This window comes from Brenneria sp. hezel4-2-4 (genome assembly GCF_013155275.1).
Lineage (GTDB): Bacteria > Pseudomonadota > Gammaproteobacteria > Enterobacterales > Enterobacteriaceae > Brenneria.
In genome coordinates, this window is sequence record NZ_JABJXS010000001.1 from 675837 (window position 1) to 690728 (window position 14892).

Consider the following 14892-nt stretch of genomic DNA (forward strand, 5'->3'; position numbering starts at 1 on the left):
GGTATCGGGCATCCCTGCCCCACGTAGGATCCAGAGAGAGGGCAGATCGGTTATTCGTCCAATTGCGCCCGCGTCGGCAGCCCTTCGCTGTCGCCGATGGCCTGTACCGCCAGCGCGCCAATTCGGTTGCCGCGCATAACAGCCTGCGCCAGCGTCTTCCCTTCCAGCAGCGCGCTGATAACGCCGACGGCAAAACCGTCCCCGGCGCCGACCGTGTCCACGACATTGTCCACGCGAACGGCGGCCACATGCTGCTGATGTCCGTCGGCGGTTTTAAACCAGGCGCCATCCGGCCCCAGTTTGATAATCACCGCCTTCACGCCTCTGGTGAGGTAGAAATCGGCAATCTCTTCCGGCGTCTGTTTCCCGGTCAGAATCTGGCCTTCTTTCAAACCGGGAAGCACCCAATCCGCTTGAAACGCCAGTTCGTTCAGCTTTTCACACATCACTTGCCGGCTGGGCCACAGCACCGGACGCAGGTTGGGATCGAACGACAGGGTTTTGCCCGCCGCCCGCATTTCCCGCGCCGCGTGATTGGCCAGCGCCAGCGAGCTATCGGAAAGCGCGGCGGCCACGCCGCTCAGGTGCAAATGGCGGGCGTTAGTGAAATAGCGAGGGTCAAAATCACTGACCGACAGATGGCTGGCCGCAGAGCCACGGCGAAAATACTCTACGATGGGATCGGTTCCATTTTCGGCCCGCGATTTTAGCTGAAAGCCGGTAGGAAAACGCTCATCGACCGTCACGCACTGATGATCGATCCCTTCCCGCGCCAGCGTATCCAGGGTAAAACGACCAAAAGAGTCGTTCCCTACCCGGCTAACCCAGCCAACCTTAAGTTCCAGCCGCGACAGGCCGATGGACACGTTCAGTTCGGCGCCGGCGATACGTTTGCTAAAGTGTCCGGCCTGCGCCAAATCGCCGGTTTCACTGGCGACAAACATCGCCATCGCTTCACCGTAGGTGATAACGTCCAGTGGAAGTATGGTGCTCATCGTCAGTTCATCCTCAGTAAGTTGACATAATGCCGGGTAACCGCCGTCAAATCCTCACCGACCAGCGGAAACTCAATACCGCGCATGGCCTGCGCGGGCAGCAGGGAAATCAAGGATTTCCAGCTACCGTCGCTGTCGTCCAGCGCCACCGCGCGCCAGCCGCTGTGGGACGGTTTTGCCGCTTTTACGTGGATATAGTGCACATGGTCGGCAAGCTGAGCCGCGGCCTGTTCGGCGTCTTCATCCACCCAACGCCAGTTCGCCATATCAAAAGTCATGCGTATCGGTGACTGACTCCGGCGGGCGGCACTGAAAAAAGCATTCAGGGGCGACAGTATCCCACACGCTTTTGTCTGGTCGTTTTCCACCACAACCTGCACTGGCAGCGCGCTAAGCCGCGCATTCAACGCGCTGAGATCGTAAGCGGGACGATAATGTCCCAGCGAAAATTTGACGACTCTGGCCTTCAGCGCGACGGCCTCGGCGAGCCGGGTTTCCAGTTCAGGGTTCAGGCCGCCATCCGGGGAAAACAGCCCTTCAGGTACGGAATACACCGCAAACAGCTGGTGCTGCTCGATGCGCACGGCCAGTTCAGGCAAGTCCTGTAACGCGTGTTGCGTTAATAACTCGCGCCGGATTTCCACCCCGTCGGCGCCCGCTCCCGCGATGACCGGCAACAGTGCCTCCTGCCCGCCCAGTTGTCTGACGGTGTCGTTCCCATAAGCGGCCGTGACCACGACGATTTCTCTTTCCATCTCAGCTCCAGTGGCAGTCAATCTATTACCTGCTATTTTGTTGTGGTCATAGTAAATGGTATCGGTTCCATAAAAAATCGCGACGCGATTAAAATGTGAACACAATCACAGCGAAAATAATTTTCACTTTAATATTCAATCAGATAAACATAGCGAATTTCAGCCGGTACGCGAATAACCGCTATCCGGCGCTAAGGTGGCTGAGCGCCGCGGCCTCGGCGCATATCCCGCCATCGGCACAGAAGAACGCCCGCGGATTTACAACATAAAATTCACCGCGATTATGGTAGGCTGTAGGCTTCAGACCTGTCATATTCAGAGGAATAGCGTGGTGAAAAGCCAGGGAAACCGCACAACAATCAGCGACGTGGCAAAAGCGGCCAAAACGGGTAAAACCAGCGTGTCCCGCTACCTCAACGGGGAGCAGCACCTGTTATCCGATGCCCTCAAGCTGCGGATTGAAACCGCGATTCGGCAGCTTAACTACAATCCCAGCCAGATGGCCCGCAGCCTCAAAAAAGGCCGCACCAAGCTGATTGGCATCATCATTGCGGATATCACCAATCCCTACTCGGTAGACGTCTTGCGCGGCGTGGAAGACGCTTGCCAGCAGCATGGCTTTACCCTGCTGATGTGTAATACCAATAATGAAGTGGATCAAGAACAACATTATCTGGAGTTATTCAGCAGTTATTGTGTTGAAGGCATCGTGGTCAACGCGGTAGGCATGCGTGAAGATGCCTTTGCCAAGCTACAGCATTCCTTACTGCCGATGGTGCTCATCGACCGCAAAATCGCCGGGTTATCCTGCGACATGATCGGGCTGGATAATCAGGGCGCCACCATCGCCGCAACCAATCACCTGATTGAACAAGGTTTTGAGGCTTTTCTGTTTCTCAGTGAGCCGTTGGGCCTGGTGAATACCCGGCAGGAGCGGCTACAGGCCTTTCAGCAAACCATACAACGCAATCCGCCGCTGATTGCCTGCCACTATGACATCCGGCTAAGCGATACCGAACAGTTGGATAAGATCCTGTATGACTTTTGTCAGCGCCATCGCGGGATGCGCAAGGCAGCGATCTCGGCGAACGGCGCCATGACCCTGCAAATCGCGCGCGCCATGCGTCGGCTGCGCCTGAACTGGGGAAGCGATATGGGGTTATTGGGTTTCGATGAAATGGAGTGGGCGGAAGTGGCCGGCATCACCACGCTCAAGCAGCCAACCTATCAGATAGGGCGCGCCGCGCTCGAGCAATTGATTTCACGCATTAACGGCGACGCTCGGCCCAACGCCGAAAAAACCTTCCCAGGCACGCTGATTGTTCGGGAATCAACCATTCGCTAACGGCAACCGTCTTTTGTGACCGCAAAAACCGGCTGCGCGGAAAAGGCGGATCTAAATCGCCACCAGCCCGCGCACCCCGTCTGTTTCCATATCCTTACCGCGCCCACGCTGCACAATCTCGCCGCGCGACATGACCAGATAGCTGTCGGCCAGTTCGGCGGCAAAATCATAAAACTGTTCAACCAGCAAAATCGCCATATCGCCGCGCCGCGCCAACTGACGGATAACGGTTCCGATTTCTTTGATAACGGACGGCTGGATCCCTTCCGTTGGTTCATCCAGAATCAAAAGCTGCGGTTTGCAGGCCAGCGCACGGCCGATAGCCAACTGCTGTTGTTGCCCGCCGGACAGATCGCCGCCGCGACGTTGCTTCATGTCTTTCAGCACCGGAAAAAGCTGGTAGATGTCATCCGGTACTTGTCTGGCCTGAGAGCCGGGAAAACGCGACAGCCCCAGCAACAGATTCTCTTCCACGGTTAAACGCGGGAATATTTCCCGCCCTTGCGGCACATAGGCGATGCCCGCCCGCACCCGCTGATGCGGCTTACGGTGATTAATGGTCTTACCTTGCCAGAGGATGGTGCCCGATTTAGCCGGGATCAACCCCATCAGACACTTTAACAAGGTGGTTTTACCCACTCCGTTACGCCCCAGCAGACAGGTAATTTCCCCCGGTTGCGCCTCGAACGACAAACCGCGCAGGATATGGCTGCCGCCATAATATTGATTAAGTTCCGATATCTGTAACATCTCAGCGCCCCAAGTAAACGTCAATCACCTGCTCGTTGGCCTGCACTTCACGCAGCGAACCCTCCGCCAGCACCTGCCCCTGATGCAGCACCGTGACATGATCGGCAATGGTTTCAACAAAGCCCATATCGTGTTCCACCACCATCAGCGAATGTTTGCCCGCCAGATTGCGAAACAGCTCCGCCGTGTATTCGGTTTCGGCGTCGGTCATCCCCGCCGCCGGTTCGTCCAACAGTAACAGATGCGGCTCCTGCACCAGCAACATGCCAATCTCCAGAAACTGTTTTTGCCCGTGCGACAACAGCCCGGCCGAGCGACGACGCTCGCCGCCAAGACGCAGCAGATCCAACACCTCAGCGATACGATCGCGCTGCTCGCCGCTGAGTCTGGCGCGCAGACAGGCCCACACCGACTTATCCGTTTTTAACGCGATTTCGAGATTCTCAAATACCGTCAGCGCTTCGAATACCGTCGGTTTCTGGAATTTTCGCCCCACGCCGGCGCGGGCTATCTCCACCGGCGAAAGGCGGGTGAGATCGGTGTTCTGATCGTAAAATACCTTGCCGCTGTCGGGCCGCGTTTTACCGGTAATCACGTCCATCAGCGTCGTTTTACCCGCCCCGTTAGGGCCAATGACGCAGCGGAGTTCGCCGACGCCGATCTGCAACGACAAATCCGTCAGCGCGCGAAAACCGTCGAAACTGACGTTAATCCGGCTGAGTTGCAGTACCGGATCGGTCTGATGGCGATAACGATCCGCCGGATGCGCCTGCGTAAAAAGCGGCTCAGTCATGTTTCCTCCGCTGAATCAATCCGATAACGCCGCGCGGCAGGAGCAGCGTGACGAGAATAAACATAAGACCAAGGAAGAACAGCCAGTATTCGGGAAACGCCACGGTGAACCAGCTTTTAGCGCCATTGACGATGCCGGCGCCGAGCAATGGCCCCACCAGCGTGCCGCGCCCCCCGAGCGCCACCCAGATAGCCGCCTCAATCGAATTGGTCGGCGACATTTCGCCCGGATTGATGATACCCACCTGCGGCACATACAGCGCTCCCGCCAGGCCGCACAACACCGCCGACAGCGTCCAGACAAACAGCTTGAACCCTTGCGGATCGTAGCCGCAAAACATCAGACGGTTTTCCGCATCCCGCACCGCCGTCAGCACCCGGCCAAACTTGCTGCGGGCCAGCGCAAAGCCAATCGCCAGGCTGGCGGTCAGCAATAGCACGGTGGCGATGAATAACCCGATGCGGGTGCCCGTCGCCGTCACCTGAAAACCGAGCAGCGTGGTAAATCCGGTAAAACCGTTGTTGCCGCCAAACCCGGTTTCATTACGGAAGAAAAGCAACATCCCGGCGTAGGTCAGCGCCTGCGTCATAATCGAGAAATAGACGCCTTTGATTTTGGATCGAAAAGCGAACCAGCCGAATACCAACGCCAGTAACCCCGGCACCAGCACCACCAGACACAGCGCCCAGATAAAATATTGCGTACCGCCCCAAAACCACGGCAGTTCACTCCACGACAGGAACGACATAAAGGCGGGCAGCCCTTCCCCCGCGGCCTGGCGCATCAAATACATGCCCATGGCATAGCCCCCCAGGGCGAAGAACAGGCCATGACCGAGCGACAATAATCCGGCATATCCCCACACCAAATCCAAAGCAAGGGCGACAATGGCATAGCAGAGGATTTTGCCAACCAGCGTCAGCGTATAGGTGGAAATGGCCAACGGATTATCGGCCGGCAGCAGCGCAAGCCACGGCAGAATCAGCAGCGCCAGCAGCAGCATCAGGCCGATGCCGAGCGCCAGTCGCGGTGCTTTTTGCACGACGGTTAACGTTATTGGTTGTGTCATCAGTCAATTACCCGCCCTTTCAATGCAAACAGCCCCTGTGGCCGTTTCTGAATAAACAAGACAATCAACACCAGAATCAGGATCTTGCCCAGCACCGCGCCGATTTGCGGCTCCAGCACTTTGTTCAGAATGCCCAGTCCAAACGCCGCCGCCACCGTACCCGCCAGTTGACCGACGCCGCCCAGAACCACCACCAGAAAAGAATCAATGATATACCCCTGCCCCAACTCCGGCCCGACGTTGCCCAGCTGTGACAGCGCCACGCCACCCAGGCCGGCGATGCCGGATCCCAGTCCGAAAGCCAGCATATCGACCCGTCCGGTCGGTACGCCGCAACAGTCGGCCATCGCGCGGTTTTGAGTTACCGCCCGCACATGCAACCCGAGCCGGGTTTTATTCAATAGCAGCCAGGTGAGCAGCAATACGCCGATTACAAACAGGATCACCGCGATACGGTTATACGGCAGAACCAGATTTGGCAGCACGGTCATGCCGCCCGACAGCCAGCCCGGATTGGACACTTCCAGATTCTGCGTGCCAAACAATACGCGCACCAGTTGGATCAGCATCAGGCTAATTCCCCAGGTCGCCAGCAGCGTTTCGAGCGGACGCCCATACAGATGGCGAATAACCGCGCGCTCCAGCAACATGCCGATCGCGGCGGTAATAAAGAACGCGACCGGCAGCGCCAATAGCGGATAGTAGGCCAGCCATTCCGGGGCGAACCGTTGCAGCAGCGACTGAACCATCCAGGTTGAATAGGCTCCCAACATCAGCATTTCACCGTGGGCCATATTGATAACGCCCAGCAAACCATAGGTGATCGCCAGCCCGAGCGCCGCCAACAGCAGGATAGATCCCAGCGACAAGCCGGTGAACGCCTGCCCCAGCCACTCGCCTAAAACCAGACTCTGTTTGATTTGCTTCAGGCTATCGGCGGCGGCGGCCCGCACCTCGGCATCGGGTTCATTTTGTTCCAGGGTCAACGGCTGGAGACGGGCCTGCATTTGCGGATCGCCGGTCTCGCCCAGTCGTTGCACCGCGCTCAAACGGATCGCCGGCCGACTGTCGCCGAGTTGTAAACCGGCCACCGCTATCGTCAGCGCGGCATGAACGTCACCGTCCTGCTCTGCCGCCAGACGCTGCATCAAAAACGGCAATTGTTCGGCGACGCCCACACTTTGCAGCATCCGCGCCGCGTGCAGCCGGATGGCGGGGTCGTCGCCGATCAATTGATGGGACGCCAGCGTCGCGCCGATCAAGACGCGCAGGCGGTTATTCATAAACAGTTTTTTAGGCGTGCCGACGGGTTGCGCATTGCCCTCCATCGGCGTCAGCTTGCCCTGACGTTCGCTGAACGGCTGTTTGTTCTGATCGACCATTACCGACTCGCTACGCAGCGCCTGTAGCAACGGCAAACGTTCGATATCCGGCGCGACCGCCCATCGCTGGAGCATATCGGCCTGCTGGGTGCGGCTCGCCGCGACAAAATCGGCCGCGGGCCCGGCCAGCGCCGCCAGCGGAGCCGCCAAGCAGAGCGACAGAAACAGCTTAACGAATTGACCCATTATCATCGCAATGCCTGTCATGTAAGAAAGAAGGTTTCCCCCTTTTCCCGATAGGGAAGAAAGGGGAACTGGAACCGCGGGCGCTCTCTCCTGGCAAGAGAGCGCCAAACGAACTCATCACTGGGATGCTTTCACCGGGCTATCCGATTTCTTATCATTACCCGGGATGTACGGACTCCACGGCTGGGCGCGTACCGGTTGATCGGTCTGCCATACCACATTGAACTGACCGTTATCTTCAATTTCGCCGATCATCACCGGTTTATGCAGATGGTGATTGGTCGCATCCATGGTCAGCGTGAAGCCGTCCGGGGCCGCGAAGGTTTGCCCGGCCATCGCCGCACGGACTTTATCCACATCGGTAGTGCCGGCTTTTTCAACCGCCTGCGCCCACATATGAATGCCGACATAGGTGGCTTCCATCGGATCGTTGGTGACTACCGTGTCCGCATTCGGCAAATTGCGCGCTTTGGCATAGGCCTTGTAAGCCGCGACGAACGTTTGGTTAGTCGGATTATCCACCGACTGGAAGTAGTTCCACGCCGCCAGATGCCCGACCAGCGGTTTGGTGTCAATCCCCCGCAGTTCCTCTTCCCCTACCGAGAAAGCGATCACCGGAACGTCGGTGGCTTTGATCCCCTGATTCGCCAGCTCTTTGTAGAACGGTACATTGGAGTCGCCGTTGATGGTGGACACCACCGCCGTTTTCCCGCCGGTGGAGAATTTCTTAATGTCGGAGACGATGGTCTGGTAGTCGCTGTGGCCGAACGGCGTATACACTTCCTCGATATCCTTGTCCTGAACCCCTTTGGCGTGCAGGAAGGCCCGCAGGATCTTATTGGTGGTGCGCGGGTACACATAGTCGGTGCCCAACAGGAAGTAGCGTTTCGCCGCGCCGCCGTCTTCGCTCATCAGATATTCCACCGCGGGGATCGCCTGCTGATTTGGCGCCGCGCCGGTGTAGAACACGTTCGGCGACATCTCTTCACCTTCATATTGCACCGGATAAAACAGCAGGCCATTCAGCTCTTCAAACACCGGCAAAACGGATTTACGCGATACCGACGTCCAGCAGCCGAATACCACCGCGGCTTTATCCTGCGTCAGCAACTGGCGCGATTTTTCGGCAAACAGCGGCCAGTTGGAGGCGGGATCGACCACCACCGGCTCCAGTTTTTTACCCAACACGCCGCCTTTGGCGTTGATCTCATCAATGGTCATCAACGCCACATCCTTCAGCGGCGTTTCAGAAATCGCCATCGTGCCGGACAGCGAATGCATAATGCCAACTTTAATGGTATCCGCCGCCTGTACTCCCCATGCCATCCCCATGCCGACAACCGTCGCGGAGAGTGCGAATACCTTTAACAATGAACGTCTTTTCATCTCTGAGCCCTTATAAAGTATTGAGTGATGATTCAGATGAAACAGGTTGAAGCCTTGCCTGTTGCAACATATGCAAGGTTATTTTTCTGACTTCGGCCTTACTTACGGAGATATGGTCGGTCAAGATACGCTGCGCCTCCTCGGTTTTTTGTTGTAATACCGCCAGCAAAATACGGGCATGTTCGCTATACGTTGCATCCACGCGATCCTCTCGGGTGAAATCGAGGCGACGGATAATGCGGATTTTTTCTGTCAATTCGCTATGAACGCGCGCCATTTCACTATTTCCGGCTACCGCCACCAGGGTGATATGGAATTGCTCGTCATAACGCGACACCGTTTTGCCATCTTCCAGACGCGGCGCATCGACCCAGAATGTCTTCAAGTCAGCCAACAGCTCGGCGCAGCGCCCCGGAGGCAGGCCGCACAAACGCTGCACCGCTTCACGTTCCAGCACGATGCGGAAATCGTACAGCGCCTCGAAATATTCAAAATCGAACGCCTTCACCTGCCAGCCGCTGCGAAAATAGACCTCCACGTAACCTTCCCGCTCCAGCCAGAACAACGCCTGACGCACCGGTGTACGGCTGACATTCATCCGTTCAGCGATTTCACTCTCGCTGAAGCGATCGCCCGGCATCAGCCGAAAGTCAAAAATGTCGTTTTTAAGCGTTTGATAGACACGCTCGGCCAGCGCTTCCGGGCGGGCTTTACCGCGTTTCTTTCGCATATCGATTGGCATACTTATTCCTCCAGCCACAGCAGCGCATCGCCGGGGCTTACCGGCCGGCCGGGCTGACACCCTATCCGCTTCACACGGCCCGCTCGCGGCGCAGGGATCGTCAGTTCCATTTTCATCGCCTCGACGATGATCAGCGGCTGGCCCTGCTCTACTTCATCGCCGGGCTTCACCAGTACTTTCCAGATGTTGCCGTTCATATCCGCGCTTACCTGAAACGCGTTATCATCCTCCTCCGCCTCCTCGGGCGGATAGACCGTCTCGTCGGCCGGCGCTAGCGCGTCTTCCTGCTGCTGCCACCGCGCCACTTCGGCATCGAACGCCGTGGTCTGACGCTGGCGGAATTCAGCAATAGACCGCGCGTGCTCATTCAAGAAATCGGTATAGGCGGCGAAATCGAACTCGGTCTCTTCAATGGCGATGGCGACGCGCCCCTCGCGGAAATCTTCACGCAGCACATCCAGTTCGGCTTCGCTAACCGGATAAAAACGCACCTGATCGAAGAAGCGCAGCAGCCAGGGCTCATCCGCGGCAAACTGCGCGTTCTTGAGGTATTTGTTCCAGATAGGCAGGGTACGGCCCACCAGCTGATAGCCCCCCGGCGAATCCATGCCATAGATGCACATATACATGCCGCCGATACCCACCGTTCCCTCGGCGGTGAAAGTGCGGGCCGGGTTATATTTGGAACTCAGCAGACGATGACGCGGATCGATCGGCACCGCGCAGGGCGCCCCGAGATAGACGTCGCCAAGACCGAGGATCAGATAGCTGGCGTCAAAAATAATATCCCGCACCGCTGTGCGCGTCGGCAGGCCATTAATGCGCTGAATAAAATCAACGTTGTTGGGCAACCAGGGGGCGCTGGCGCGAACCGTTTCCTGATAACGCGCCACCGCCCCCAGGGTCGCACTGTCTTCAAAAGCCATCGGCATATGCACGATGCGCGACGCCACTTTCATCCGACTGACATCACCGAGTTTTTTCTCCAGATCCAGCAACAGCGACATCAGCCGTTGCTGGCTGAGGATCCGGCTGTCATAACGGATCTGCAACGAACGCACGCCGGGCGACAGCTCCGCAATGCCGGGCTGCTCGGCGTTGCGGATGGCCTCCATCAACAGATGCACCCGCAGGCGCAGCGCCAAATCCAGCACATTATCGCCGTACTCAATAAGGATATAGTTATCGCCTGCCTGACGATAAATCGCGGTCGGCGTACCGGCGGTGGCCTTAATGGCGGCCAATACGGTCGCGGACCCCTGCCCGGTATCTGCCAGCGACGGCACGTCAAAGGTCGGCGCAGGCGCCGTGGTTAAGCTGTTTATCTGCTCAGCCTGCGTTTTCTCCAGCGCCAGCGCTTCATCAAAGCTGATAGGATGAAAACGAATACGATCGCCCGGTTTCACCTGACCGACTTTCCACAGCTCGGCTTTGGCGATAGTGACCGGACAGACGAATCCCCCCAGACTCGGCCCATCGCGGGTGAGGATCACCGGGGAATCGCCGGTAAAGTTCACCGCGCCAATTGCATATTCACAATCATGCACGTTGGAGGGATGCAGCCCCGCCTCCCCCCCGTCGGCGCGGGTCCAGGCGGGTTTAGGCCCGACAAGACGGACGCCCAACCGGTTGGAGTTGTAATGAACCTGCCACTCGCTGGCAAAAAATTCGTCGATGGACGCATGGGTGAAAAAGTCCGGCGCGCCGTGCGGCCCGTAAAGAACGCCAATATGCCATTCGTCGGCGTAGGTCGGCACCAGCGCCGGCGCGATCGCCTGCGGCTGGCTGACCGGCGCTGCGGTGGTGCAAGCCGCCAGATCCGGCTGGGATATCGCCAGCATATCCGCCACGCGCAGCGTTCGTCCGGCGTGACCGCCGAACTGCCCGAGGGCGAACGTCGAGCGGCTGCCGAGGTATTGCGGAACATCGATGCCGTTGCGTACCGCCAGATAGGTGCGGCAACCCGATATTGCCCGCCCCAGCGTCAGCGTCTGCCCCGCTTTCACCGCCACCGGCCGCCAATAGGCGATCGGCTCGCCATCGAGATCGGCCGGGCAGTCCGCCCCGGTCAACGCAATCAGCGCCTCGCAGTGAAAACGCAGCGTCGGGCCTTGCAGCGTAAACTCCAGCCCGGCGGCCTCTTCGGCGTTGCCGACGATGCGGTTCGCCAGACGAAAAGCGAAATCATCCATCGGGCCGGACGGCGGCACGCCGATATCCCAATACCCCAGCCGACCGGGGTAATCCTGTACGCTGCTCCAGGTGCCAGGCTGAACAACCTCGATAACCGGCGCCGCGGGCGTAAAGCCGTCGAGCATCCGCGTCCAGACATGCCCCTGACGGAAAGCATCGGTGGCGACAATCTGCCGCAGGTAGTCAAGATTGGTGGCAATGCCGTGCAGGCGCGTTTCATTCAGCGCCCGCCGCATTTTCGCCAGCGCCTGATCGCGGGTGGGCGCATGAACGATCAGCTTGGCAACCATCGGATCGTAATACGCCGACACCTCGCTGCCGGTGCTGATCCAGCTATCAACCCGCACGTTGGCCGGAAAACAGACTTCAGTCAGCACGCCCGGACTTGGCTGAAAGTTTTTCAAGGGATCTTCGGCGTAAATACGCACTTCGATGGCCGCGCCCTGCGGCGCCTGCGCCAGCCGCGCCCAGTCGAGCGGTTCGTCAGCGGCAACCCGCAGCATGCACTCCACCAAATCCAGCCCGGTCACGCATTCGGTGACCGGATGCTCCACCTGCAACCGGGTATTCACTTCCAGAAAGAAGAACTCGTCCCGTTCGGCATCATAGATATATTCCACCGTACCGGCGCTGCGATAGCTGACCTGTTCGCCCAGTTTTACCGCCGACGCCAGCAGGGCGGCGCGGGTGCTTTCCGGCAGATTGGGTGCCGGCGTCTCCTCCACCACTTTTTGGTTGCGGCGTTGCAGCGAGCAGTCACGCTCGCCCAGCGCGATGACATTGCCTTTGCCGTCGCCAAAGATTTGCACTTCGACGTGACGCGCCCGATCGATGCAACGTTCGAGGAATACGCCGGCATCGCTGAAAAACTGCTCGCCCAGCCGCCGCACGCTTTCCCAGGCTTGACGCAGCGCCGCCGCGTCGGCACAGCGCGTCAGGCCGATGCCCCCGCCCCCGGCGGTGCTTTTCAGCATTACCGGGTAACCGATTTCTTCCGCCGACGCCAGCGCCTCTTCCAGCGAAGCAAGCAGCGCGGTGCCCGGCGTCATCGGCACCCCCGCGCTGGCGGCCAGTTCACGCGCCCGATGTTTAAGGCCGAACTCGCCAAGCTGTTGCGCGGTGGGGCCGACGAATACAATACCGGCTTCTTCACAGGCCGCGGCAAAAGGTAAGCTTTCCGACAAAAAACCGTACCCCGGCCAAACCGCTTGCGCCCCGGACTGTCTGGCGGCATTCAGGATCTTGTCGATACACAGATAGCTGTCGCCGGCCTTATCGCCGCCGATCGCGATGGCGATATCGGCGTCTTTGACATGTTGCGCGTTTTTATCGGCGTCGGAGTAAACCGCCACGCTGGTAATTCCCAAACGTTTCAACGTGCGCATTGCGCGGCAGGCGATCTCGCCGCGGTTAGCGATGAGTACGGTGTTAAACATGATCATTCTCCTGACGGGCAAGCCAGTTGCGCCAGCCGCCAAACCCGGTAATATCCAGCGCATCGCTCAACGCGGCCGGTTCGCAAATAAAGCCTTTCACCAGCCGGCCATCGGCCAGCTCCAGCGTCCCTATCCCCAGCGGAGCCGGAATTTCCGCGACAAACTCGCCAAAACGCGCCAGCGGGATATCCCACAGCTCAACGGTAATCGCCGCCCCGCCATCCTTTCTGACCAACCCGGGTTTGGCAGGCTGGGTGTTAGCCAGGGCATAGAGGCGATAGCAGGCCGCCGTGGTGGTTTCCTCCACCCACACCGCGTCGCGGCGGGTAAGCTGATGGTTGAGCGGCATCCCCGTCAGGTGTGCGCCGACCACCGCCACCTGCACATGCAGAGGTGAAACAGGAAGCGACAGGCGGCGCGCCGGCTGAGGCTTCCCGGTCGCCCCCAAAGTTAATGCCGACTGAGCTTGCCAGCGCGCGCCAAAAGCGGCCAGCGCGCGGTCGTGCCAGGCCGGTGCAATCAGCGTAATTCCGGCGGGCAAACCGTCTTCGCGCAGCGGCCCGGGCAGCGCCAGCGCCGCCAGATCCGCCAAATTGGTGAAGTTGGTGTAAGTACCAAACTGCGAGTTGTAGCGCACCGGTTCCTGCTTTATCTCTTCGAGGGTGCGAATGGTCGGCGAGGTCGGCACCACCAGCGCATCAAACTGGCTGAGCGTCTGCTGGATCTGACGCGTCAACCCGGCACGCCGATATTCGGCCTTGAAGGCATCAACCGCGCTATAGCGCTCGCCGTTGGCGACGATGCCGTACACCACCGGATCCATGTTCTCCGGATGTTGCAGCATTTCGCCGATGGACGCGGTGCGTTCAGCCACCCACGGGCCATGATAAAGCTGCTCCGCAAGCTGCTGAAACGCGCTGAAATCAATCGGTTCTAGCGTCGCGCCGCCGTCTTCCAGCGCGGCCAACGCTTTTTCCCATGCCTGCTGCGCCAGCGTGTCGCCAAAAAAAGTCGGATTGGCGGGTACGGCGAAATGGGGAGATGCAGGCAGCGCGGCCGGCGCCAGACCGGGATTACTGCGTGAATACGCGTCGGCGGCATCGTAGCCGCCGGCAAGCTCGGCGAGGGTAAAAGCATCCTCGACCGTTAAGGCAAAGATTGAAATGGTATCGTTCAACCGACAGGCGGGCACCACGCCGCTGGCGGATAGCCAGCCTTTAGTGGGTTTCAGGCCAACGATGTTGTTAAAACCGGCCGGTACGCGCCCGGAACCCGCCGTATCCGTACCCAGCGAAAATCCCACCAAACCGCGCGCCAGCACCGACGCAGAGCCGGAACTCGATCCTCCGCTGACGTATTCGGGATTAAAGGTGTTGCCGACCGCGCCAAACGGCGAGCGCGTCCCCACCAGACCGGTCGCATACTGGTCAAGATTGGTTTTACCGATGAGCACCGCGCCGGCCGCTTTCAGCTTCGCCACCGCCGTGGCGTCTTTCTCCGCCAGATAGGTGAATGCCGGACAGGCGGCGCTGGTCGGCCACCCCGCCACATCTATGTTGTCTTTGACCGCGAAAGGCACGCCAAAAAGGGGAAGCGCGGCGGGATTTTGTTGATAAAGCGCCAACAGCGGAGCGATCTGCGCGCGCAACTGCGCCGGAGTCGCCAGATAAATCCAGGCATTATCATCAGTTGACAACGTTGCCAGATGCGTTTCCAGCGTAGGGTAAATGGCCTGCGCATCCTGCTGGTAATATTGTTGCCACTGGTAAAGCGTGAGTCCAATCGCTGATGTCATGATTTGAATTCCAACTGGTATACAAGATTGAATTCAAATTAGCAAAGCGCATACCAACTTTTAAT

The 14892-nt window shown here is 58.8% G+C and carries 11 protein-coding genes; 1 reads left to right on the top strand and 10 read right to left on the bottom strand.

The window, feature by feature from the left end; all coding sequences use genetic code 11:
• Positions 1-50 precede the first annotated feature (50 nt).
• Together HOY33_RS03160 and HOY33_RS03165 are read right to left on the bottom strand one after the other, a co-directional pair.
• Positions 51-995 (bottom strand): sugar kinase, encoded by a 945-nt coding sequence (locus HOY33_RS03160; protein WP_216660364.1) that lies wholly within the window; start codon positions 993-995, stop codon positions 51-53.
• A 2-nt stretch (positions 996-997) separates the two neighbouring features.
• Positions 998-1750 (bottom strand): sugar phosphate isomerase/epimerase, encoded by a 753-nt coding sequence (locus tag HOY33_RS03165; protein ID WP_172288449.1) that lies wholly within the window; start codon positions 1748-1750, stop codon positions 998-1000.
• Between the two features lie 283 nt (positions 1751-2033).
• On the opposite strand from HOY33_RS03165, the gene HOY33_RS03170 reads away from it, so the two are divergent.
• The gene (locus HOY33_RS03170) at positions 2034-3095 is read left to right on the top strand and encodes a LacI family DNA-binding transcriptional regulator (RefSeq protein ID WP_172288836.1); all 1062 of its coding nucleotides are present in this window, start codon (positions 2034-2036) and stop codon (positions 3093-3095) included.
• A 51-nt stretch (positions 3096-3146) separates the two neighbouring features.
• On the opposite strand, the gene urtE is transcribed toward HOY33_RS03170, so the two are convergent.
• From urtE to atzF, 8 genes are all read right to left on the bottom strand, one after another.
• Positions 3147-3845 carry an urea ABC transporter ATP-binding subunit UrtE gene (urtE, locus tag HOY33_RS03175; protein WP_172288451.1) on the bottom strand — a complete coding sequence of 233 codons (699 nt, stop codon included), beginning with the start codon at positions 3843-3845 and terminating at the stop codon, positions 3147-3149.
• A 1-nt stretch (position 3846) separates the two neighbouring features.
• Entirely contained in the window at positions 3847-4638 is a 792-nt protein-coding gene (gene urtD / locus HOY33_RS03180) for an urea ABC transporter ATP-binding protein UrtD (protein WP_172288453.1), read from the bottom strand.
• The gene (gene urtC / locus HOY33_RS03185) at positions 4631-5707 is read right to left on the bottom strand and encodes an urea ABC transporter permease subunit UrtC (RefSeq protein WP_172288455.1); all 1077 of its coding nucleotides are present in this window, start codon (positions 5705-5707) and stop codon (positions 4631-4633) included. Before urtC ends, urtD begins: the two co-directional genes overlap by 8 nt.
• Positions 5707-7296, bottom strand: a complete 1590-nt coding sequence (urtB, locus tag HOY33_RS03190) for an urea ABC transporter permease subunit UrtB (protein WP_370541578.1) — start codon at positions 7294-7296, stop codon at positions 5707-5709. The genes urtC and urtB overlap by 1 nt, the downstream gene beginning before the upstream one ends.
• 96 nt (positions 7297-7392) lie before the next feature.
• Entirely contained in the window at positions 7393-8661 is a 1269-nt protein-coding gene (urtA, locus tag HOY33_RS03195; RefSeq protein WP_172288459.1) for an urea ABC transporter substrate-binding protein, read from the bottom strand.
• 10 nt (positions 8662-8671) lie between these two features.
• Positions 8672-9403: a GntR family transcriptional regulator gene (locus tag HOY33_RS03200; protein ID WP_172288461.1), complete on the bottom strand. Its 732-nt coding sequence runs from the start codon at positions 9401-9403 to the stop codon at positions 8672-8674.
• Between the two features lie 2 nt (positions 9404-9405).
• A complete protein-coding gene (gene uca, locus HOY33_RS03205) occupies positions 9406-13032 on the bottom strand; it encodes an urea carboxylase (RefSeq protein ID WP_172288463.1) in 3627 nt (1208 codons plus the stop codon).
• Positions 13025-14827 carry an allophanate hydrolase gene (atzF, locus tag HOY33_RS03210; RefSeq protein ID WP_172288465.1) on the bottom strand — a complete coding sequence of 601 codons (1803 nt, stop codon included), beginning with the start codon at positions 14825-14827 and terminating at the stop codon, positions 13025-13027. Before atzF ends, uca begins: the two co-directional genes overlap by 8 nt.
• Between the last annotated feature and the right edge of the window lie 65 nt (positions 14828-14892).